Source organism: Salipiger abyssi (genome assembly GCF_001975705.1).
Lineage (GTDB): Bacteria > Pseudomonadota > Alphaproteobacteria > Rhodobacterales > Rhodobacteraceae > Salipiger > Salipiger abyssi.
In genome coordinates this window covers 3,836,480-3,856,394 of record NZ_CP015093.1, presented here as the reverse complement: position 1 = coordinate 3,856,394, position 19,915 = coordinate 3,836,480, and the positions used below count along the sequence as shown (strand labels likewise).

At 65.2% G+C, this 19,915-nt stretch carries 22 protein-coding genes; 9 read left to right on the top strand and 13 right to left on the bottom strand.

Annotated features, from left to right (window positions below; all coding sequences use genetic code 11):
* The 3 genes from Ga0080574_RS22335 to Ga0080574_RS22325 are packed head-to-tail and all read left to right on the top strand — an operon-like array spanning position 1 to position 4,039.
* The gene (locus Ga0080574_RS22335; protein WP_076704832.1) at positions 1 to 1,254 is read left to right on the top strand and encodes a carbohydrate ABC transporter permease; all 1,254 of its coding nucleotides are present in this window, start codon (positions 1 to 3) and stop codon (positions 1,252 to 1,254) included.
* An 18-nt stretch (positions 1,255 to 1,272) separates the two neighbouring features.
* Positions 1,273 to 2,931: an alpha-amylase family glycosyl hydrolase gene (locus tag Ga0080574_RS22330; RefSeq protein WP_076704830.1), complete on the top strand. Its 1,659-nt coding sequence runs from the start codon at positions 1,273 to 1,275 to the stop codon at positions 2,929 to 2,931.
* Positions 2,932 to 2,947: 16 nt separating this feature from the next.
* Positions 2,948 to 4,039, top strand: a complete 1,092-nt coding sequence (locus tag Ga0080574_RS22325) for an ABC transporter ATP-binding protein (RefSeq protein WP_076704810.1) — start codon at positions 2,948 to 2,950, stop codon at positions 4,037 to 4,039.
* Positions 4,040 to 4,100: 61 nt separating this feature from the next.
* Here Ga0080574_RS22325 and Ga0080574_RS22320 read toward each other — a convergent pair whose 3' ends face one another.
* The gene (locus Ga0080574_RS22320) at positions 4,101 to 4,460 is read right to left on the bottom strand and encodes a rhodanese-like domain-containing protein (RefSeq protein WP_076706102.1); all 360 of its coding nucleotides are present in this window, start codon (positions 4,458 to 4,460) and stop codon (positions 4,101 to 4,103) included.
* Positions 4,461 to 4,612: 152 nt separating this feature from the next.
* Between Ga0080574_RS22320 and uvrA the strand changes: the two genes are divergently transcribed.
* A complete protein-coding gene (uvrA, locus tag Ga0080574_RS22315; protein ID WP_076704807.1) occupies positions 4,613 to 7,483 on the top strand; it encodes an excinuclease ABC subunit UvrA in 2,871 nt (956 codons plus the stop codon).
* A 65-nt stretch (positions 7,484 to 7,548) separates the two neighbouring features.
* Here the strand turns inward: uvrA and Ga0080574_RS22310 are convergent, their stop codons facing one another.
* From Ga0080574_RS22310 to Ga0080574_RS22300, 3 genes are all read right to left on the bottom strand, one after another.
* Positions 7,549 to 7,908 carry an excinuclease ABC subunit A gene (locus tag Ga0080574_RS22310; RefSeq protein WP_076704805.1) on the bottom strand — a complete coding sequence of 120 codons (360 nt, stop codon included), beginning with the start codon at positions 7,906 to 7,908 and terminating at the stop codon, positions 7,549 to 7,551.
* A gap of 117 nt (positions 7,909 to 8,025) precedes the next feature.
* The gene (locus Ga0080574_RS22305; protein WP_076704803.1) at positions 8,026 to 8,223 is read right to left on the bottom strand and encodes a YgaP family membrane protein; all 198 of its coding nucleotides are present in this window, start codon (positions 8,221 to 8,223) and stop codon (positions 8,026 to 8,028) included.
* Positions 8,224 to 8,319: 96 nt separating this feature from the next.
* Positions 8,320 to 9,105, bottom strand: coding sequence for an enoyl-CoA hydratase (locus tag Ga0080574_RS22300; RefSeq protein ID WP_076704801.1), 786 nt, complete (start codon positions 9,103 to 9,105; stop codon positions 8,320 to 8,322).
* Positions 9,106 to 9,162: 57 nt separating this feature from the next.
* On the opposite strand from Ga0080574_RS22300, the gene Ga0080574_RS22295 reads away from it, so the two are divergent.
* On the top strand, positions 9,163 to 9,591 hold the full coding sequence (locus Ga0080574_RS22295; RefSeq protein WP_076704799.1) for a PaaI family thioesterase: 429 nt from the start codon (positions 9,163 to 9,165) through the stop codon (positions 9,589 to 9,591).
* A gap of 67 nt (positions 9,592 to 9,658) precedes the next feature.
* Here the strand turns inward: Ga0080574_RS22295 and Ga0080574_RS22290 are convergent, their stop codons facing one another.
* Complete coding sequence (locus tag Ga0080574_RS22290; protein ID WP_076704797.1) at positions 9,659 to 9,886, bottom strand: DUF1127 domain-containing protein; 228 nt, start codon at positions 9,884 to 9,886, stop codon at positions 9,659 to 9,661.
* A gap of 68 nt (positions 9,887 to 9,954) precedes the next feature.
* On the opposite strand from Ga0080574_RS22290, the gene Ga0080574_RS22285 reads away from it, so the two are divergent.
* The 3 genes from Ga0080574_RS22285 to rpsI all read left to right on the top strand — a co-directional run bounded on the left by Ga0080574_RS22285 (position 9,955) and on the right by rpsI (position 12,500).
* Positions 9,955 to 11,379: an aminotransferase-like domain-containing protein gene (locus tag Ga0080574_RS22285; RefSeq protein ID WP_083716925.1), complete on the top strand. Its 1,425-nt coding sequence runs from the start codon at positions 9,955 to 9,957 to the stop codon at positions 11,377 to 11,379.
* Between the two features lie 171 nt (positions 11,380 to 11,550).
* Entirely contained in the window at positions 11,551 to 12,009 is a 459-nt protein-coding gene (gene rplM / locus Ga0080574_RS22280; protein ID WP_076704788.1) for a 50S ribosomal protein L13, read from the top strand.
* Positions 12,010 to 12,011: 2 nt separating this feature from the next.
* Entirely contained in the window at positions 12,012 to 12,500 is a 489-nt protein-coding gene (rpsI, locus tag Ga0080574_RS22275) for a 30S ribosomal protein S9 (RefSeq protein WP_076704786.1), read from the top strand.
* Positions 12,501 to 12,606: 106 nt separating this feature from the next.
* On the opposite strand, the gene Ga0080574_RS22270 is transcribed toward rpsI, so the two are convergent.
* The 6 genes from Ga0080574_RS22270 to Ga0080574_RS22250 all read right to left on the bottom strand — a co-directional run bounded on the left by Ga0080574_RS22270 (position 12,607) and on the right by Ga0080574_RS22250 (position 17,026).
* Complete coding sequence (locus tag Ga0080574_RS22270) at positions 12,607 to 13,458, bottom strand: sulfotransferase family protein (RefSeq protein WP_076704784.1); 852 nt, start codon at positions 13,456 to 13,458, stop codon at positions 12,607 to 12,609.
* A 122-nt stretch (positions 13,459 to 13,580) separates the two neighbouring features.
* On the bottom strand, positions 13,581 to 14,198 hold the full coding sequence (locus tag Ga0080574_RS22265) for a TetR/AcrR family transcriptional regulator (protein WP_076704782.1): 618 nt from the start codon (positions 14,196 to 14,198) through the stop codon (positions 13,581 to 13,583).
* Positions 14,198 to 15,067, bottom strand: coding sequence for a polyphosphate kinase 2 (ppk2, locus tag Ga0080574_RS22260; RefSeq protein WP_076704773.1), 870 nt, complete (start codon positions 15,065 to 15,067; stop codon positions 14,198 to 14,200). Before ppk2 ends, Ga0080574_RS22265 begins: the two co-directional genes overlap by 1 nt.
* 51 nt (positions 15,068 to 15,118) lie before the next feature.
* Complete coding sequence (locus tag Ga0080574_RS26870) at positions 15,119 to 15,523, bottom strand: alpha/beta fold hydrolase (RefSeq protein WP_335743515.1); 405 nt, start codon at positions 15,521 to 15,523, stop codon at positions 15,119 to 15,121.
* A gap of 33 nt (positions 15,524 to 15,556) precedes the next feature.
* Positions 15,557 to 16,069, bottom strand: coding sequence for an alpha/beta fold hydrolase (locus Ga0080574_RS26865; protein ID WP_335743514.1), 513 nt, complete (start codon positions 16,067 to 16,069; stop codon positions 15,557 to 15,559).
* Between the two features lie 3 nt (positions 16,070 to 16,072).
* Positions 16,073 to 17,026 (bottom strand): homoserine O-succinyltransferase, encoded by a 954-nt coding sequence (locus Ga0080574_RS22250; RefSeq protein WP_076704771.1) that lies wholly within the window; start codon positions 17,024 to 17,026, stop codon positions 16,073 to 16,075.
* Between the two features lie 135 nt (positions 17,027 to 17,161).
* Here Ga0080574_RS22250 and Ga0080574_RS22245 point away from each other — a divergent pair, with 135 nt between their 5' ends.
* The gene (locus tag Ga0080574_RS22245) at positions 17,162 to 17,722 is read left to right on the top strand and encodes a hypothetical protein (RefSeq protein ID WP_198039758.1); all 561 of its coding nucleotides are present in this window, start codon (positions 17,162 to 17,164) and stop codon (positions 17,720 to 17,722) included.
* A gap of 7 nt (positions 17,723 to 17,729) precedes the next feature.
* Here Ga0080574_RS22245 and Ga0080574_RS22240 read toward each other — a convergent pair whose 3' ends face one another.
* On the bottom strand, positions 17,730 to 18,587 hold the full coding sequence (locus tag Ga0080574_RS22240) for an ATPase (protein ID WP_076704767.1): 858 nt from the start codon (positions 18,585 to 18,587) through the stop codon (positions 17,730 to 17,732).
* Positions 18,588 to 18,667: 80 nt separating this feature from the next.
* On the bottom strand, positions 18,668 to 19,816 hold the full coding sequence (locus Ga0080574_RS22235) for an OmpP1/FadL family transporter (RefSeq protein WP_076704765.1): 1,149 nt from the start codon (positions 19,814 to 19,816) through the stop codon (positions 18,668 to 18,670).
* Positions 19,817 to 19,915 lie beyond the last annotated feature (99 nt).

Below are 19,915 nucleotides of genomic sequence, written 5' to 3'. Positions count from 1 at the left end.
ATGGACAATATCGCGGGCAAGAAAAGCGGGCTCTCCATCGTCACCAATCTCAGCGTGCTGGCGCTGGTGGTGCTCTGGCTGATCCCGACCATCGGGCTGCTGGTGTCGTCCTTCCGCGACCGCGAGCAGATCTCGGAAACCGGCTGGTGGCTGGCGCTGTTCCCCGTCGAGCAGGCGGTGCGGATCACGCCCGAGATGGGCGACGTGACGCAGGAGGGTGATCTCTATGTGGTCTCGGGCAATGTCTTTGGTGCGGATGGCAGCGGGTCTGTCGCCGCCTTCGGCATCACCTCGCGCGCCCCGGGCGCGGCGGAGGCGGGCCAGACCTATGGTCGGCTGAAGCTCGAGGTTCTGGACGAGGATGGCGAGCCGGATACCGAGAATTATGAGACCGCCTGGCCGGTGGACGGCACGCCCGAGATTCCCGAGACCGACGAGGACGGGCGCGCGGTGCAGGGCTATACGATCGACCGGGCGCTGACCATGCAGCCCAATGGCGATTACGTCTGGCGGCAGGCGAGCGAGCCGAGGCGGGCGCCGGCGCTTTATGTCGTTTCGACACAGCCGCCCGATTTCGGCTTGCAGAATTACGAGACGATCCTGACCTCGAACAATATGGATCAGGCCTTTATCAACACGCTGACGGTGACGATCCCGGCGACGGTGATCCCGATCCTGATTGCCGCCTTCGCCGCCTATGCGCTGGCCTGGATGGAGTTTCCCGGGCGCGGCTGGCTGGTGGCCATCGTCGTCGGGTTGCTGGTGGTGCCGTTGCAACTGGCGCTGGTGCCGATGCTGACGCTGCACAACAAGATCGGCATCGGGCAGAGCTTTGTCGGGATCTGGCTGGCCCATACCGGGTTCGGCCTGCCGCTCGCGGTCTATATCCTGCGCAATTACATGGTGGGGCTGCCGCGCGACATCATCGAGAGCGCCAAGGTCGACGGCGCCACCGATTTCCAGGTCTTCACCCGGATCGTGCTGCCGCTGTCATTCCCGGCGCTGGCGAGCTTTGCCATCTTCCAGTTCCTCTGGACCTGGAACGACCTGCTGGTCGCCAAGGTGTTCCTGCCGTCCAACAGCGAAAGCTGGGTGATGACGGTCAAGATCGCCGACGATCTTCTGGGCTCGCGCGGGGGCGACTGGGGCATTCTGGCGGCCGCCGCCTTTGTCTCCATCGCGGTGCCGCTGCTGGTCTTCTTCGCAATGCAGAAATACCTCGTGCGCGGCCTGCTGGCCGGCTCGGTGAAATAACAAGGACGACACGACACCATGACCGAAATGCCGGACATGAGCGCGGCCAACCGCTACCTCAAGAAAGACCCCGACTGGTGGCGCGGCGCGGTGATCTACCAGATCTACCCGCGCAGCTTTCAGGACAGCAATGGCGACGGGGTGGGCGATCTGCTCGGCATCGCGCAGCGGCTGCCCTATGTGGCCTCGCTTGGGGTCGATGCGGTGTGGATCTCACCCTTTTTCCGCTCGCCGATGCATGATTTCGGCTATGACGTCAGCGATTACTGCGATGTCGATCCGATGTTCGGCACGCTGTCGGATTTCGACGAGGTGATCCATTCCGCCCATATGCTGGGGCTCAAGGTGCTGATGGATCTGGTGATGTCGCACAGCTCCATCGAACACCCGTGGTTCAGGGAGAGCCGCTCCTCCAGGGACAATCCGCGCGCCAACTGGTATGTCTGGGCCGATGCCAAGCCCGACGGCACGCCGCCCAACAACTGGCTGTCGATCTTCGGCGGCTCGTCCTGGCAATGGGATCCGACGCGCTGCCAGTATTACCTGCACAATTTCCTCACCGAGCAGCCGGACATGAATTTCCACGAGCCGGCCCTGCAGGACGCGCTGCTCGACGTGGCGAAGTTCTGGCTCGACCGGGGGGTCGACGGGTTCCGTCTGGATACGGTGAATTTCTACACCCATGACAAGCAGTTGCGCGACAATCCTCCGCTCGCGCCCGAAGAGCGCAACCCGATCACCGCGCCGGCGGTGAACCCCTATACCTGGCAGAACCATCTCTACGACAAGACCCAGCCGGAGAATCTCGATTTCCTCGCGCGGCTGCGCGCGCTGATGAACGGCTACGACGCCGCAGCGGTGGGCGAGATCGGCGAGGATCAGCGCGGGCTCGAGGTGCTGGGCGATTACACCCGCGGCGACAAGCACCTGCACATGTCCTATGCTTTCGAGCTCTTGTCGGATCACGCGCCGACGGCGGCCTATATCAAGCAGGTCATGGACGATGTGGAGGAGAAGGCGCCGGGCGGCTGGGCCTGCTGGGCGTTCTCCAACCACGATGTGGTGCGCCACATCACCCGCTGGAACATTCCGGAGGAGGCGGCGCGGCTCTACATGACGCTGATGATGTGCCTGCGCGGCTCGGCCTGTCTCTACCAGGGCGAGGAGCTGGGGCTGCCCGAGGCGGTGCTGAGCTTCGAGGATATCCAGGATCCGTATGGCAAGCGCTTCTGGCCGGCCTTCAAGGGGCGCGACGGCAGCCGCACGCCGATGGTCTGGGACGGGAATGCGCTGAACGGCGGGTTCAGCAGCAATATGAAACCCTGGCTGCCGGTGAGCCACGATCATCTCAGCCGCACCGTGGCGGATCAGGAAAAGGATCCGCTGGCGATGCTGCACCACTACCGCCGTGCCATCGCCTTCCGCCACAGCCACGCCGCGCTGAAGACCGGCGCGATTTCCGAGGTCTGCTGCGAGGGCACGGTGCTGACCTTCCGCCGCTGTCTCGACCGCGAAGAGCTGTTCTGCGCCTTCAATATCGGCGACGCGCCGGTGACCATCGAGGCGCCGGCGGGCCGCTGGCATCAGGTCGGCGGCGAGCTGGGCTCGGCGGGGCCGGCACCGGATGGCAAGCTGCATTTCGGGCGCTGGCAGCCCGTGCTGGCACTGAAGCAATAACGGGGAGGAGGCGCCGATGGCCGATCTGAAACTGAGCGATGTGGGCAAGACCTATGGCGGCACGGTCGAGGTGCTAAAGCATATCGACCTCGATATCGAGGCGGGCGAGCTGATCGTCTTTGTCGGGCCGTCGGGCTGCGGCAAGTCCACCCTGCTGCGGATGATCGCGGGGCTGGAGAAGATCACCGCCGGCACGCTGGAGATCGACGGGCAGAAGGTCAACGACGTGCCGCCGGCGCAGCGCGGCATCGCCATGGTGTTCCAGAGCTACGCGCTCTACCCGCATATGACCGTGCGCGACAATATGGCCTTTGCGCTCCAGATCGCCAAGAAGTCGAAGGAGGAGATCACGGCCTCGGTGGAGCGCGCGGCGAAGATGCTGCAACTGGAGCCCTATCTCTACCGGCTGCCCAAGGCGCTTTCGGGCGGGCAGCGCCAGCGCGTGGCCATCGGGCGGGCCATCGTGCGCGATCCCAAGGTCTATCTCTTCGACGAGCCGCTCTCCAATCTCGACGCGGCGCTGCGGGTGGCGACGCGGATCGAGATCGCCCAGCTCAAGGAGGCGATGCCGGACCGCACGATGATCTACGTGACCCACGATCAGGTCGAGGCGATGACGCTGGCCGACCGCATCGTGGTGCTGGCCAACAAGGGCATCGCGCAGGTCGGCGCGCCGCTGGAGCTTTACGAGACGCCGAAGTCCGAATTCGTGGCGCAGTTCATCGGCTCCCCGGCGATGAACCTGCTGCCCGGCGAGATCACCGGCACCGGCACGCGCACCAAGGTAAAGCTCGCCGGCGGCGGCACGGCGGCCTCGGATGTGCCGAGCACCGAGGCGGATCTGGGGCTGAAGGTGAATGTCGGCATCCGGCCGGAGGATTTCACCATCGCCAAGCAGGCGGCGCTCTATCGCGGCAAGGTTGAGATGACCGAGGCGCTCGGCGAGGTGACGCTGCTGCATTTCGCGGCAGACGAGGGCGCGAAGGAGCCGGTCATCGCCAAGCTGCCCGGCATTCACAAGGGGCTGCGCGGCGATGAGGTCGGGCTGGCCGCCGACCCCTCCAAGGTGCATCTCTTCGCCGAGGGGACATCGCTGCTCTACCGGTGAGGCCGCGACAAATCTCTTCGAAGAGATTTGCAAGATCCTTCGAAGGATCTTGCTTCGGCGCTCAGCGGGTGATCTCGCCCCCGGCGCGCTGCCACTTCGCCAGACCGCCGATATTGTGCACCGCCGCATGGCCCATGCGCCGCAGCGTCCCGCAGGCCATGCCCGAGCGCGCGCCGCTGGCGCAATAGACCGCGATGGGCTTGCCGGACCTGAGCTCGGGCAGGCAGTCCGGGCTCTGCGGATCGCAGCGCATCGCCAGCGCCGCCATCGGCACATGCAGCGCGCCTTTCGCCTTGCCGGTGGCCGCCAGCTCCGATCCGTCGCGGATGTCGATCACCACTACATCGCCTCTGCGCGATTTCTGCACCGCCTCCTCGGCGCTCATCCGCGCGGCACGGTTTCCGGTCAGAAAGGCGAACATCGGCATCTCCATCGGCTCGGTTGCACAAGCGATATGCATTCAGTTTCAAGAATGTAAAGGCGCCGCGTTCAAGTTCGCGCTATGTTCTCATTTTGCGATTGGCGATCCCGGCGCTTTCGCCTATGTAACGTGCATCCGGATCCGGAGGTCTCATGGCTGAGCTGAAGCAGATCGAAGTGCGCGGCGCGCGCGAGCACAATCTGAAATCGATCGATGTCGACATTCCCCGCGACGAGCTGGTGGTGATCACCGGCCTGTCGGGCTCGGGCAAGTCGTCGCTGGCATTCGATACCATCTATGCGGAGGGGCAGCGCCGCTATGTCGAGAGTCTCTCGGCCTATGCGCGGCAGTTCCTCGACATGATGGAAAAGCCCGATGTCGATCACATCGCGGGCCTGTCGCCGGCGATTTCCATCGAGCAGAAGACCACGTCGAAGAACCCGCGCTCCACCGTCGGCACGGTGACCGAGATCTACGATTACCTGCGGCTGCTCTTTGCCCGCGTCGGCACGCCTTATTCGCCCGCCACCGGCCAGCCCATCGAGGCGCAGCAGGTGCAGGACATGGTCGACCGGGTCATGAGCATGGAGGAGGGCACGCGCGGCTATCTGCTGGCGCCGATCATCCGCGACCGCAAGGGTGAGTACAGGAAAGAGTTCCTGGAGCTGCGCAAGCAGGGCTTCCAGCGGGTCAAGGTGGATGGCGAGTTCTACGAGCTCGACACGCCGCCCACGCTCGACAAGAAATTCCGCCACGATATCGACGTGGTGGTTGACCGCATCGTCGTGCGCGAGGGGCTGGAGACGCGGCTCGCCGACAGTTTCCGCACCGCGCTCGACCTCGCTGACGGCATCGCGATTCTGGAAACGGCGCCGAAGGAAGGTGACCCTGAACGGATCACCTTCTCGGAGAATTTCGCCTGTCCCGTCAGCGGCTTCACCATCCCCGAGATCGAGCCGCGGCTGTTCTCCTTCAACGCGCCCTTCGGCGCCTGCCCGGAATGCGACGGGCTGGGCGTCGAGCTGTTCTTTGACGAACGGCTGGTGGTGCCCGACGCCACGCTGAAGATCTCCGATGGCGCCATCGCGCCCTGGCGCAAGGGCAAATCGCCCTATTTCCTGCAAACCATCGAGAGCATCGCCAAGCATTACGAGTTCAACAAGAACGAGCGCTGGAAGGATCTGCCCGCGCATGTGCAGCAGGTCTTTCTCTACGGGTCCGGCAAGGAAGAGATTCCCTTCCGCTACGACGAGGGCGGGCGGGTCTATCAGGTCGAGCGGGTGTTCGAGGGGGTGATCCCCAATATGGAACGCCGCTATCGCGAGACCGACAGCAACTGGATCCGCGAGGAATTCGAGCGTTACCAGAACAACCGCCCCTGCGGCAGCTGCGGCGGCTACCGGCTGCGCGAGGAGGCGCTGGCGGTGAAGATCGGCAAGCCCGGCAACCTGCTGCATATCGGTCAGGTCGTCCAGATGTCGATCAAGGAGGCCTATGCCTGGATCGGCACCGTGCCCGACGCGCTGACCGGCCAGAAGAACGAGATCGCCCGCGCCATTCTCAAGGAGATCCGCGAGCGGCTGGGCTTCCTCAACAATGTCGGCCTCGAATATCTCACCATGAGCCGCGCGGCGGGCACGCTTTCGGGTGGTGAGAGCCAGCGCATCCGGCTGGCCTCGCAGATCGGCTCCGGCCTCACCGGCGTGCTCTATGTGCTCGACGAGCCCTCCATCGGCCTGCATCAGCGCGACAATGACCGCCTTATCGGTACGCTGAAATCCCTGCGCGATCAGGGCAATACGGTGATCGTGGTCGAGCATGACGAGGACATGATCCGCCAGGCGGATTACGTCTTCGACATCGGTCCCGGCGCCGGGGTGCATGGCGGGCAGGTGGTCAGCCACGGCACGCCGGACGCCATCGCCGCCGATCCCGCCAGCCTCACCGGCCAGTATCTCTGCGGCACGCGCGAGATCGCCGTGCCGGCGGAGCGGCGCAAGGGCAACAAGAAGAAACTCACCGTGGTCAAGGCGACCGGCAACAACCTCAAGAAGGTCACGGCCGATTTCCCTCTGGGCAAGTTCGTCTGCGTCACCGGTGTGTCGGGTGGCGGCAAATCGACGCTGACCATCGAAACGCTCTACAAGAACGCCGCGATGAAGCTGAATGGCGCGCGCGAGACACCGGCGCCCTGCGAGACGATCAAGGGGTTCGAGCATCTCGACAAGGTCATCGACATTGACCAGCGGCCCATCGGGCGCACCCCGCGCTCCAACCCCGCCACCTATACCGGCGCCTTCACGCCCATCCGCGACTGGTTTGCCGGGCTGCCCGAGGCCAAGGCGCGCGGCTACAAGCCGGGGCGGTTTTCGTTCAACGTCAAGGGCGGGCGCTGCGAGGCCTGCCAGGGCGATGGCGTCATCAAGATCGAGATGCATTTCCTGCCCGACGTCTATGTCGAATGCGAGACCTGCAAGGGCGCGCGCTACAATCGCGAGACTCTGGAAATCAAGTTCAAAGGCAAGAGTATCGCCGACGTTCTTGATATGACGGTTGAAGAGGCGCAGGGCTTTTTCCAGGCGGTGCCCAGCATCCGCGAAAAGATGGATGCGCTGATGCGCGTCGGGCTCGGCTATATCAAGGTGGGCCAGCAGGCGACGACGCTTTCGGGCGGCGAGGCGCAGCGGGTGAAGCTGTCGAAGGAGCTGGCGAAACGCTCGACGGGCCGCACCCTCTATATTCTCGACGAGCCCACCACGGGGCTGCATTTCGAGGATGTGCGCAAGCTGCTCGAAGTGCTGCACGAGCTGGTGGAGCAGGGCAATACCGTGGTGGTGATCGAGCACAATCTCGACGTGATCAAGACCGCCGACCACCTCATCGACATCGGCCCCGAGGGCGGCGATGGCGGCGGCGAGATCGTCGCGACCGGCACCCCCGAAGAGGTGGCGGCGGTCGAGCGCTCGCATACCGGCCACTATCTCAAGCCGATGCTCGCGGCGGGCCGGGTGGCCGCCGAATAGGGCGCATGACGTGAAAAGGGCCTGTCACGCGACAGGCCCTTTTTGGTATTTCGGAGAGCCGCGGCTCAGTCCAGCAAGGCCGAGACTGCGCCGATCACATCCAGCACCTTGCGCGTCTCGGGATCAACCCGGTACACCGTATCGTTGCTTCGATAATAGGTATAATCCGGAACCAACCCGTAATCGCGCGGCTCGCGCAGGATGACGTAATCGTCCGAGATCCGCTCGCCGATGCGATAGCGATAGACACGATCGCGGTCGTCACGGTCACGCACGGTCTTTTTCTTGGCCAGACCCGGCGGGTTGCAGCCATTGTGCTTCTTGGCGAGCCCCGGCGGGCAGCCTTTGGGGGAGGCGCTGGCGGCGAGCGGCAGGCTCAGCGCGGTGACGGTCGAGAGCAGGGCGATGGCGAGGGTGCGACCCATGGCATTTCTCCTTTTTCGCAAAGTCTTTGCAGAAGAAACGCCGACCGCCCATGTCCGGTTTCCGCAACCGGTGCGCATGGGCGGAGCTTCGCCGGGCGCGGATGCCGCGCCGGCGGTTTATTTCCGGGGGCAGGTGTTGATGCCGAAGATCGAGTAGAGCGGGCAGGTGCCCAGCAGCCCGGTCACCAGCGGGATGATGCCCAGCAGATAGAGCCAGCTATAGGGGCCGTCGGTGAAGAAATAGGCGAGGATGAGCAGGGCGCCCACAACGATGCGCAGGATCTTGTCGATCCCGCCGACATTCTTGGCAAACATGGTCTTTCTCCTTTTTCGAAAGGTCTACCGTTCTTGTGCCGGCATCTAACCGCATCCGGGCCGCCGCGTCTGTGATCTGGTCACACAAGCCGCAACTTATTGCTGCCAATCGGGTTTTCTTTTTTCGAGAAAGGCCGAAATACCCTCATCCGTGTCACGCCAGAGCATGTTTTCCACCATGACCTGCCCGGCATAGGCATAGGCCTCGTCCAGCGGCAGCCCGGCCTGGGTGTAAAACGCCTCCTTGCCGATCTTCACCGCCGCGCCGAGCTTGCCGGCCACGCTCGCCGCCAGCTCTTCCGCGGTCTCCGCCAGCTGATCGCCCGGCACGACGCGGTTCACCAGCCCCATCTGCCGCGCCTCCTCGGCATCGGCGAAACGGCCGGTGCTCAGCATCTCGAAGGCGTGTTTCGGCGCGATATTGCGGGTCAGCGCCACCATGGGCGTCGAGCAGAACAGCCCGATATTCACGCCGTTGACGCCGAACCGCGTGCCCTTGGCCGCCACTGCCAGATCGCAGGAGGCCACGAGCTGGCAGCCCGCGGCGGTGGCGATGCCCTGCACCTGCGCGATGACCGGCTGCGGCAGCTTTTGCAGGCCGGTCATCACCCGGGCGCAGCGGGTGAAGAGATCGGCGAAATAGGCGCGGCCCGAATCCTCCGCCTGCCGGCCCGCCTGCATCTGCTTGAGATCGTGGCCGGCGCAGAACGCCTTGCCCTCGCCCGAGAGGATCACCGCGCGGATCGCCCGATCTTCGGCCAGCGCGTCGATCTGCGCCTGAAGCGCGGCCAGCATCTCGTCGGAGAGCGCGTTCAGCCGCTCCGGCGCGTTCATGTGCAGGCGCGCGACCGCGCCGGTGTCGTGACGTTCCAGCAGGCCCATCTTGTCCTCCCCTTGGGTTTGCGGGCAGCTTAGCGGCAGGGCAACAGGGAGGAAAGCATGGCGCTCGCATTCACGGTTCCGGAGATGGAGGCCTATCTGACGGAGGTCTTTCCGCAGGTCGAGGGCATGTTCGGCATCGACCGCATGGGCGAGGATCTGCTGGTGATGCGGCTGCTGGTCTCGGACGATCACCTGCGCCCCGGCGGCACGGTCTCGGGGCCGTCGATGTTCGCGCTGGCGGATGTGGCGGCCTATGTGGCGACGCTGGCGCGGATCGGGCGGCAGCCGCTGACCGTGACCACCCATTGCTCGATCGACTTCATGCGCAAGCCCGAGGCGGGCAGGGATCTTCTGGCCGAGGCGCGGGTGCTGAAGATCGGCCGCAGCCTGAGCGTCACCGATGTGCTGCTGTTCTCCGACGGCTCGGAGAAGCCGGTGGCGCATGCCTCGCTGACCTATGCGATTCCGCCGGTGCCGGCGGGGTAGCGATATACAAAAAAGGCGCGAGGGAGTGCCTCGCGCCCAGGGGAAGAGGTTCCGGCAGATCCGGGGATCAGCTCTGCCAGAACATGCGACGCGCCTCCTTGTGGGCGACGTGCCGTTCCAATCCGATATCGCGCAGCAAATGCGGGTCGAGCTGCGCCAGCGCGCGGCGGGTGCGGCGGCGCTCCGACCACTTGGCCAGGACCACCGCGATGCGCAGCGCAAATGCCGACTGCGGCGGCAGCGGGCGCTGCGCGTCGAGATAGGCGATGAGCGGGGCTTGGGTGGTCGAGGTCATGGTCGTCTCCAGTATTGTATTGGTACAATGTCCTTGCTTTACGTGGCGTCTTGATACATTCTGTCTAAATGAGCGTCGAGAAAAACATTGTGACCGATACAATATCTGCGTTGTATGACACGCAGAACGGTGGGCCGAAATACCGGGCACTGGCCGCGGCGCTGCGTCAGGGCATTGCCGAGGGCGTGCTGAGCGTGGGCACGCGGCTGCCGCCGGTGCGCGATCTGGCCTGGCGGCTGGGCATGACGCCGGGCACCGTGGCGCGGGCCTACACGATCCTGACCGATGAAGAGGTGCTGATCGCCGAGGTCGGGCGCGGTACCTTTGTCGGCGGCACCGAGGAGCCGCGCCCGCCGCTCTACCAGTCCTCGCCGCATGGCCATGCCGAGGATGGCGGCGAAATGGTCAATCTTTTCACCGCAAGGCTGCCGGATCTGGGGCAGGTTGCAATGATCCACGAGGGGCTCGCGCAGCTCGCGGAGCGCCCGGCGGGCGCGCTGCTCGAATACCCCTCGGCGCGCGCCTTCGCGCCGGCCCGCAAGGCGGTGGTCGGCTGGCTCGGCGGGGTGCCGCTGGGGGCGCTTCAGCATGAGGATGTGGTGCTGTCGCACGGGGCGCAGAGCGCGATCTCGCTGGTCATGCAGGCGGTGCTGCGCGGTCGCCGCCCGGTGGTTCTGGTCGAGGAGCTGGCCTATCCCGGCTTTCGCCGCGCCGCCGAGCTGATGCGGGCCGAGATTGTATCGGTCCCGATGGATGAATACGGTATTGTACCCTCCGCCCTGGCCGAGATCGCCCGGCGCCACGAGGCACAGCTGCTCTGCACCTCGCCGGAGCTGCACAATCCCACCACGCTGGTCACCCCGCCGAAACGCCGCCGCGAGATCGCCGATGCGGCGCGGCGCGGCGGCTTCGACATTCTCGAGGACGATTGCACCTTTCTCGGCGAGAGCCGCGACGCCACCTATCGCGCACTGCTGCCCGAGCATGGCTGGTTCGTTTCCTCGATCTCCAAGACGCTGACGCCGGCGCTGCGCATCGGTTTCGCCATCGCGCCGCAATCGCGCCGGGCCGAGCTGCGCCGGGTGGCGGAGAACGGGTTTTTCGGCCTGGCGCGACCGCTGGCGGATCTGACGGAGTATCTGCTGTCGCGTGACGAGACCCGCGAGATCGTGCGCTCGGTGCGCCGGCGCAATGCCGTCTATGTGCGCGCGACGCTGAATGTGCTGGGCGGACACGATCTGAGCTGGCACGAGCACGCGCCCTTTGTCTGGCTGCGGCTGCCGCCGGGCTGGCGCGCCGCCGCCTTCTGCCGCGCCGCCGAGGCGCAGGGGGTGCAGGTGCGCCCGGGCGAGGATTTCGCCCCGCGCAACGGCTTTGCCCCGCATGCGGTGCGCATCGGCATGAACGCCCAGGTGGCGCTGGCGGATTTCGAGGCGGCACTGGCGCGGCTGCGCCGGCTGCTCGACAACCCGCCGGAGCAGATTTTGGTCTGAAAACTACCCTGAAATTTGGGGTATATTGATACCATAATTTTAAGTGACTGTTTTTGCTTTTATAATTCGGATATGTGTCCCTTGACTGGCGTTTCCCGGCGCGTATAACCGCGCAATCGGAATTCGGGCCCCCGCACGGGCCCCGTCACTACAAGCTCAAGGGCACCCACGATGAAAACCTTCTCTGCGACTCCGGCAGACATCGAGAAGAAATGGATCGTGATCGACGCGGAAGGCGTCGTTCTCGGCCGTCTCGCTTCGATCGTCGCCATGCGTCTGCGTGGCAAGCACAAGGCCACCTTCACGCCCCATATGGATATGGGCGACAATGTCATCGTCATCAACGCCGACAAGGTGCAGATGACCGGCAAGAAGCGTGAGGAAAACTTCTACTGGCATACCGGCCACCCGGGCGGCATCAAGTCCCGCACCAAGGCCCAGATCCTCGAAGGCGCGCATCCCGAGCGGGTGGTCTTCCAGGCCGTCAAGCGCATGCTGCCGGGCAACCGTCTGGCGCGCCAGCAGCTGACCAACCTGCGCATCTATGCCGGCGCCGAGCATCCGCACGAGGCGCAGACGCCGGATGTGCTGGACGTCAAGTCGATGAACAAAAAGAACACCCGGGTGTAATCATGGCCGAACAGATCAACTCTCTGGAAGAACTGGGTTCCGCCGCAGGCATCGAAGCCGCCCCGGAAATCCTCGAAGAACCCCGCGAGCCCGTCCGCGACGAGCTGGGCCGCTCCTATGCCACCGGCAAGCGGAAGGACGCGGTTGCCCGCGTCTGGATCAAGCCGGGTTCGGGCAAGGTGACGGTGAACGGCAAGGAGCTGAACACCTATTTCGCCCGTCCGGTGCTGCAGATGATCCTGCGCCAGCCCTTCACCGTGGCCGGTGTTGAGGACCAGTTCGACGTGATGGCGACCGTCAAGGGCGGTGGCCTCTCCGGTCAGGCCGGCGCGGTCAAGCACGGTATCTCGAAAGCGCTCCAGCTTTACGATCCGTCGCTGCGCGGCGCGCTGAAAGCGGCAGGCTTCCTGACCCGCGACAGCCGTGTGGTCGAGCGGAAGAAATTCGGTAAGCGCAAGGCGCGCCGCAGCTTCCAGTTCTCGAAGCGCTGATATTTCTGCGATACGGAATTGCGAAGGGCCGCCCGCTGGGGCGGCCCTTTTGCATTTGCCGGGGGGCTTGAGATTTTTCGTACGAAAAATCTCTGCCGGCGCGGGGTCAGAGCAGATGCGCGTGCGGCCAGAGCGTTTCCGCCTGGGGCAGCCGTTTCAGCACGGTCTCATAGTCTTTCGCAAAGCTCGGGAAGACCTGCTCTGCCAGCCCTGCGGGCAGCGCGCTGCGGTCGCCGGCGGCGTTGACCGCAGCGCCGCCGGCCTCGGGACGGGCGGCAATGCCGATATAGGCGGAGAGCGCTGTGATCGTCTCCGGCGTGAAGAGCGTCTCGTAAAGCGTGACGAACTGGCGGTTTTTCGGGAATACCTCGTCGAGCCGCGTCAGCGTGACGTGATAGTCCGGGTCGGTGGTGCCGCGACCGCCGGGGGCGAAGATCGCAAGGAATGCCTCGCGGTCGGAGAGATCCTCCGAGAGCCTGCTCTTGCGGCGATACATCTTGAGCAGCGACCAGGCGCGTTCGATCGGGTCGCGCAGGGTGAAGACGGTTTTCACCGTCACGCCCTCGGCGGCAAAGCCCTCGTCGATGCGGCGCAGCGTGTCTGCGGAGAGCGCGGCATAGCCCGGGGTCACGTCGCCGGTGAGACCGATCCCCGGACGGGCGAGCAGCCCGGTGAAATAGGGGATGTAGCGCGTCAGATCCTGTTGCAGAAACCAGCGCAGCTCCTTGCCGCGCAGGGGCAGGCCGAGGCGGCGGGCCAACGCGAATTGCACGCGGCGGAAGGCGGGCGGGCAGGGCATGAGGAAATGCGCCTTTTCCGGCACCGTGGCCGCATCCCAGACCTGCATCTCGCCAAGCGGGCCCATATCGGCGCCTTCGGCAGCGCCGAGATAGGTGCGGATCCAGGTGGTGCCGGATTTCGAGGCGCCGGGGCAGAGCAGGAAGGTCTTCTGGGGCATGTCGCGGGCTTTGACGGTCGGGCCGGGTTGGGGCGCTGCCCCGTCACGGCGGGGCCGTGACTCCCCGGGATATTTCAGGGCCAATGGAAGACCTACAGGCGTCCGGGCGCGGCGCCAAGCCCTCAGGTGTCGGGCGGCAGCAGTCCGAGACCGCGCAGATAGATGCCGATGCCGGATTCGAGCAGCGCTTCGGGCGGGAAAGGCGACTGGGTGCCGGGCGAGTTGCGGGCGAAAAGCTCGACCACGCCGTGGGAGAGCGCCCAGATATGCGCCGAGACCATGGTGGGCGGCGGGCGTTTGCCGGGCGGGATATGTTGCGACAGCTCGGCGGCGGCGCGTTCCTGCACGCCGCGGGCGCGGGCCGAGACCGCGGCCAGCTCGGGCGAATGGTTCACCGAGATGCCGCTTTCGAACATGGCGATGTAATGGCCGGGATATTTGCGCGCGAAGGCGAGATAGGCGCGGCCCGTGGCCTCGAAGGCGGCCAGCGCCGAGGGCTGGCCCTTGTCATAGGCGTATTGCATCACATCGGCGAAGATCGCATAGCCCTGGCGGGCGGCCTCGGCGATCAGATCCTCGCGCCCGGCGAAATGGCGATAGACCGCCGCCGGGGTGACGCCGGCCTGTTTCGCCGCCTCGGACAGGGTGAAGCCGGTCGGCCCCTTCTGCTCGATCAGCGCCAGCGCCGCATCGACGAGCGCCTGGCGCAGATTGCCGTGATGATAGCCGCGCTTGCCCATCAGCTTTCCCAGAGCTCGGGGCCCCCGGCGATTTTGGTATCCGTCGCGCCCACCGCCTTCTCGTCCTTGTTCTCGTAATCGAGATGGCTCAGCACATGGCGGATCGCCGCCAGTCGGGCGCGTTTCTTGTCATCGGAGCGGATCACCGTCCAGGGCGCCTCGGGGCAATGCGAGCGCGAGAGCGTCTCGGAAATCGCGGCGCTGTAGGCGTCCCATTTCTTCAGCCCCTCGACATCGATCCAGCTCAGTTTCCACTGTTTCAGCGGATCGCGTTCGCGGTCCATGAAGCGGCGGAGCTGTTCGGCGCGGCCGACATTGAGCCAGAACTTGAAGACGCGGATGCCCTCCTCCACCAGCATCTTCTCGAACTCCACCACCTGGGCGAAGAAATGCTCGCGCTGCGCCTCGGTGCAGAAATCGAAGACCTTTTCCACCACGCCGCGATTGTACCAACTGCGGTCGTAGAAAACGATCTCGCCGCCCGCCGGCAGATGGTCGATATAGCGCTGGAAATACCATTGCGTCGCCTCGGTATCGGAGGGTTTCGACAGCGCCACCACCCGGGCGCCGCGCGGGTTGAGGTTTTCGCGAAAGCGCTTGATCGTGCCGCCCTTGCCGGCGGCGTCGCGGCCCTCGAAGACCATGGCGACGCGTTGGCCGGTGGCTTTGGCCCAGCGCTGCATCTTGACCAGTTCGATCTGGAGCGCATCCATCTCTTTCTGATAGGCCTTTTTCTTCATCTCCTCGGAATAGGGGTAGGAGCTGGAGAGGATCTCGTCCTTGTCGGCGCGCTTCAGCGTGTTGCGGATCTCTTCCGGCGCGTCGTTCTCGAAAAAGGCGCTGATGGCGCCGTCGAAGGGCAGGGTCAAGGTGAAGGTCCTACTCGTTGTTTTGTACTGCAATATGGGATGTGAAAGCGATTAACGCAAACCCGCGCGTGTGGCGGCGCGGGCGATGGCGGCATCCATTTCGGCACTGGCCACATGCTGCGGGGCGTGACCGATGCCGGGCAGGATGGTCAGCCGCGCGGCATGCACGCGGCGGGCGAGTGGCGCGGAATGGATCGGCAGGCCGACGGTGGTGTCGGCGCTGCCATGCACCGCCTCGATGGGCAGGGTGAGGCGCGGGTACTGCTTGTGCAGCTCCTCGATCTCGCCCAGCAGGCCGGCCCGTTGCAGGGCGTTTTCGCGCAGGCTGTCGCGGCGCAGGGTGAGGCCTGCGCCGATATGCTCGGCATAGCCCGGCGGCGGTGCCTGCGGCGCAAAGACCTCGGCGATGGCCTCCTCGACCACGCGGTCGGGCACCCAGGCGGTGAGCAGCGGCACGAGCACCGGCGCCAGCGGCCCGGAGGTTAGTTTTTAGAAGCGCGGCAGTGGCGTGTCCCAGGGATGCGAGGCCGCCGCCAGCAGCACCAGCGCCGCGACCCGTTTCGGCCGCTGCACCGCCCAGGCCAGCGCCACCGCGCCGCCATAGGACTGGCCGAGCACGATGGGCCGCTCGGCGCAGAGCCTGTCCGCCGCCGCCGCGAGCAGCGCCGCCTGCTCGCGCAGCGACGCGCCGTCCGCGTCCAGCCGCGGCGTGTAGCCGAGGCCGGGGCGGTCGAAGGCGATGACGCGGTAGTCGCGGCTGAGCCGGTCGATGGCCTCGAAGCTCCAGTCGCGCAGGCTGCCGCTGGCGCCGTGGATCAGCACCAGATCGGGGCCGGAGCCGCGCATGACGTAATGGACCTTGTGGCCGTCGACCTCGACAAAGCGGCCCTCGGGCGGGTGGCTGCGCTCGGCCTGCGCCTCACGGCGCGCGGCGGTCCAGAGCGTGGCGGCGGCCAGCAGGACCGCCAGCGCGACAAAGCCGATCAGCAGCTTCAGCGCCACCGCTCAGGGCGCCAGGATGCGGCGCCAGTCGGTCTTTTCCAGACCGATGCGGGCGGGGTCGAAGGGCGTGGTCTGGTAGATCTCGTTGATCCAGTTGCCGTAAAGCAGATGCGCGTGGCTGCGCCAGCGGTTGCGCGGCGTCCGGCTGGGATCGTCGTCGGGGTAGTAATTCGCCGGGACGTTGATCGGTTTGCCCGCCAGCACGTCACGGTCGTACTCTTCCTTCAGCGTGCCGGAATCGTATTCCAGATGGTTGAAGATATAGAGCGCGCGGTGACACGCATCCTCGACCAGCGCCGGGCCGGTCTCGTCGGACTCGAGCAGCACCGAGAGCCCGGCAGCCTCGACCTCGGAGCGGCGGATCTCGGTCCAGCGCGAGACGGGCATCACGAACTCGTCGGAAAAGCCGCGCAGGAAGGGCGAGGAAGGATCGAGATTGCGGTGCTTGATGCAGCCGAACGCCTTGTGATCGAGCGCATGCTTGGGCACCTGGTGGAAATAGTTGATCATCGCCATGCCACCCCAGCAAACGCCAAAGGTCGAATGCACATGGGTCTGGGTCCATTCGAAGATGCGGACCAGCTCGTCCCAGTAATTCACCTCGTCGAACTCCAGCAGCTCGATCGGCGCGCCGGTGATGATCAGCCCGTCGAATGTCTCGCCTGTCGCCTCGACCTCGGAGAAGGGGCGGTAGAACGCATCCATATGCTCGGGCGCGGTGTTGCGCGTCTGATGCTCGGTCATGCGGATCAGCGAAAAGTCGATCTGTAGCGGCGTCGCGCCGATCAGCCGGGCGAACTGCGTCTCGGTCTGGATCTTTTTCGGCATCAGGTTGAGCAGCGCGATGCGGATCGGCCGGATATCCTGCCGCGAGGCGCTGTCCTCTGACATCACCATGACGCCCTCGCGGTCGAGGATGTCATAGGCGGGCAGGTCGGAGGGCAGCATGATGGGCATGGAGGTCTCTGTCACTGGTTGCGGAATGCATGGTGTAGACCCGTGCCGGTGAGGGCTCAAGGGGGCAGGACGCGACGCGGGAACTCTGCTAGGCTCTCAGGATGTATTGCACGAAATGTAGGAGGTTCTCCGGTGTTGAAACCGTTCATTCTGTCTATGTGTCTGATTTATCCGGCGGTGGTTGCCGCCCAGATCGAGATTTCCGACGAACAGCGCTGTGTCTGGTCCTGCCTCTATGGGCCGGGGCAGGGCGATCCGGCCAGTGCCGCGTATAATGCTTGTGTCAGAGACACTTGCACGGGGGGCGGCGGGCAACAGCCGGCGCAGGATGCGAGCCAGGCATGGGTGACCGGGCGCAGTGGTGCGGGCGTCGGCTATGCCGGGGTCGACGGCGTCCGCGGACAGACCGGGCTCTACTATTTCTGCGGCGGCGGGCAGAGCTTTCTGCGGGTGATCGGCATCGACGGGGGTGAACGCGGCATGATCGTCGAGGTGGACGGGAAGGATTTTCCGCTGAGTTTCGCCCCCAACAGCCGCAACCAGCCGGAATCGGCACAGCCGTTTTCCGCCCCGGTGATTCAGGCGCTGCAAAGCGGGTCGCGGGTGCGGGTGATGACCTATGACGGCATCGCGGTGGTAGATGCGACGCTACGCGGCTCGTCGCGGGCGCTGGCGCAGGTGATCTCCTCCTGCTGAGGGCGCCTCAGGCGGGCATGGCTGCGGCAATTGCCTCGACGAAATCGGCCTCGTCGCGCACGCTGGCCATGTCGGCGGCATCGACCGTGACGCCCCAGTTCTTCGCCATCGCCTCGTAACGCGGCTGGCGGTGGGCCAGCGCCTGGGCATAGGCCCAGCGGATAAAGGCGTCGGGGTCGACCCGGGATTCGGCCACGCCGGTCTCGTGCAGATAGCGCGCCCAGGCGTCGGCAAGGAATTCCGGCTGGTAAGCCATCGGCTTGGGAGCCTTGTCGAACCGTGCCACCAGCTCTTCGGTATGGGTCTCGCTGCCGCGGATCCAGACCATCAGCGCCTCGCTGCTGAGATCGGTCAGAATCGGATCTTCGGGGTCTTCGGGATCGACCCATTCGCAGATCGAGCCGCCGGTATCGCAGATGAAATGCGGATAGCCGTAAAGCTCTTCGGCGCGGTTGATGAAAAAGCTGGTGTCGAGCAGCGCCTGCTCTTCGGCGCGGCGGAACTGTTCCTGGCGCTGGAGATAGGTCTCCATCGGCAGGCCGCCCTTGTCCCGGTCGCCGGGCTTGCCGAGATAGGCCGAAACCGGCTTGAGATTGTGAAAGCTCATATTGGCGCCGATATAGATCGAGTCCGTCAGCAGCAGCTCGCGCAGGAAGGGCACCTTCATCGCCTCGCGCTTGGCATTGTCGGCAATGTATTCGCCCATGTAGCGGGTGCCGATGCGGTAATCGATCGAGTAGTGGAACCAGTCTCCGCCCTCGCGCAGGATCGAGGAGACATGGGTTTTGCCCAGACCGGACATGGCAAACAGCACGACGCGCTTGCGCGGGGCCGCACGCCAATCCTTCGCGGTTTCGTAACGCATCGGCGGGGCTCCTCTGACTCGTCCGGGCCACACAGGTAAACATGCGGACAGGCGGCGTCAAACAGGCCGTGCCCGCCCTGTCAGAAACGATAGGAGAGTTGCAGTCCCAGCGCCCATGCGGTGTTGTCGGTGAAATCGGCGCGGGCGGTGTCGCCGGTCTGCGGCTGACCGTCGCCGAGCCAGATATGCCCGAGCCCGCCGGACAGCGTTACCTTGTCGTTGACCGCATAAGACCCCGACAGCCGCAGCTGGGTAAAGCCGATGGTGGGCGAGAGCGGCGAGAGCAGCTTGTCGCCCGGCGCCTCGTAGATCACGCTCACCGCGCCGGACACGCGGTCGTTGAAGCGGCGCCCGAGGCCCAGCGTATAGGTGGTGGTGTCGTCGAGGTCGATCAGACCTTCCTGCGCGACCGCGACGAACCTTTCGGCATCGACGCGGAACTGCGTGTGTTTGACATAGAGCACCGAGCCGAAGAGCAGCGTATCGGGCGCGATGCCGGTCTGGAATTCGAGGTTCCAGCTTTCCGGTGTCTTCACCTCGGTGGTGCTGACTCCGTTGAGCAGTGGCATCGGCGGCAGCGGGCCGGGCCCGTCCGGGTCCACCAGCGGCCCTGTCTCGTGCGATTTCATGTCATGGGAGATCGCGGAATTGTAGGTGAGCGCCACGCGCAGTGCGATATCGGGAATTTCATACGCGGCGCCAAGCACGTAGCCATGGCCCACCGCATCGTCGAGATCCACCGAATAGCCGCTGAGCGGCCCATAGGCGGCGCCGCGCAGGTCGATATTGCCGCCCGCCTGCTGCATGCGCAGCCCGCCGAACACGCTGAAATTCTCGTTGAACCGGTAGCGCATCAGCGCAGTAAGTGACTGGGTATGCGCCTGCGCGACGGTGCCGCCGAAGGGCACGTTGCCGTCCTCATAGGTCACATCGGCGCCAAAGGGTTTTTCATAGCGAAAGGCCAGTGCCAGCCGCTCGGACAGATCGAATTTCAGTGCGAAGGTGGGCAGCACGATACTGTCGGTCAGCGTGCCGAGCGTCTGCGGCGGGAAGGGCGGCGAGACGTTCTCGCCGGTCAGCTCCGGCTCGATATAAGCCAGGCTGAATTGCAGCAGATTGCCTGTCTCGTAAAGGATCATCGCAGATTGCGGCGACCGCTCGATTCCGCCCGCCTGCGCCGTGCTTCCCGCGACAGCCAGTGCTGCGGCCCCGATCAGTGACGATTTCATTCTGCCCTCTCCCAGAACGTCGCTCCCCCGTCGGGACCGTCACAGGCGCGGGGTCTCACCGGCCTGCGGGTGCGCTCGCAATAAAATACATTGGCCGCT

What these genes read in the sequence shown, in the direction of transcription:
- Ga0080574_RS22335 (WP_076704832.1), top strand. Translation starts at nt 1, where the DNA reads ATGGACAATATCGCGGGCAAGAAAAGCGGGCTCTCCATCGTCACCAAT.
- Ga0080574_RS22330 (WP_076704830.1), top strand. Translation starts at nt 1,273, where the DNA reads ATGACCGAAATGCCGGACATGAGCGCGGCCAACCGCTACCTCAAGAAA.
- Ga0080574_RS22325 (WP_076704810.1), top strand. Translation starts at nt 2,948, where the DNA reads ATGGCCGATCTGAAACTGAGCGATGTGGGCAAGACCTATGGCGGCACG.
- Ga0080574_RS22320 (WP_076706102.1), bottom strand. Translation starts at nt 4,460, where the DNA reads ATGTTCGCCTTTCTGACCGGAAACCGTGCCGCGCGGATGAGCGCCGAG.
- uvrA (WP_076704807.1), top strand. Translation starts at nt 4,613, where the DNA reads ATGGCTGAGCTGAAGCAGATCGAAGTGCGCGGCGCGCGCGAGCACAAT.
- Ga0080574_RS22310 (WP_076704805.1), bottom strand. Translation starts at nt 7,908, where the DNA reads ATGGGTCGCACCCTCGCCATCGCCCTGCTCTCGACCGTCACCGCGCTG.
- Ga0080574_RS22305 (WP_076704803.1), bottom strand. Translation starts at nt 8,223, where the DNA reads ATGTTTGCCAAGAATGTCGGCGGGATCGACAAGATCCTGCGCATCGTT.
- Ga0080574_RS22300 (WP_076704801.1), bottom strand. Translation starts at nt 9,105, where the DNA reads ATGGGCCTGCTGGAACGTCACGACACCGGCGCGGTCGCGCGCCTGCAC.
- Ga0080574_RS22295 (WP_076704799.1), top strand. Translation starts at nt 9,163, where the DNA reads ATGGCGCTCGCATTCACGGTTCCGGAGATGGAGGCCTATCTGACGGAG.
- Ga0080574_RS22290 (WP_076704797.1), bottom strand. Translation starts at nt 9,886, where the DNA reads ATGACCTCGACCACCCAAGCCCCGCTCATCGCCTATCTCGACGCGCAG.
- Ga0080574_RS22285 (WP_083716925.1), top strand. Translation starts at nt 9,955, where the DNA reads ATGAGCGTCGAGAAAAACATTGTGACCGATACAATATCTGCGTTGTAT.
- rplM (WP_076704788.1), top strand. Translation starts at nt 11,551, where the DNA reads ATGAAAACCTTCTCTGCGACTCCGGCAGACATCGAGAAGAAATGGATC.
- rpsI (WP_076704786.1), top strand. Translation starts at nt 12,012, where the DNA reads ATGGCCGAACAGATCAACTCTCTGGAAGAACTGGGTTCCGCCGCAGGC.
- Ga0080574_RS22270 (WP_076704784.1), bottom strand. Translation starts at nt 13,458, where the DNA reads ATGCCCCAGAAGACCTTCCTGCTCTGCCCCGGCGCCTCGAAATCCGGC.
- Ga0080574_RS22265 (WP_076704782.1), bottom strand. Translation starts at nt 14,198, where the DNA reads ATGGGCAAGCGCGGCTATCATCACGGCAATCTGCGCCAGGCGCTCGTC.
- Ga0080574_RS22250 (WP_076704771.1), bottom strand. Translation starts at nt 17,026, where the DNA reads ATGCCCATCATGCTGCCCTCCGACCTGCCCGCCTATGACATCCTCGAC.
- Ga0080574_RS22240 (WP_076704767.1), bottom strand. Translation starts at nt 18,587, where the DNA reads ATGCGTTACGAAACCGCGAAGGATTGGCGTGCGGCCCCGCGCAAGCGC.
- Ga0080574_RS22235 (WP_076704765.1), bottom strand. Translation starts at nt 19,816, where the DNA reads ATGAAATCGTCACTGATCGGGGCCGCAGCACTGGCTGTCGCGGGAAGC.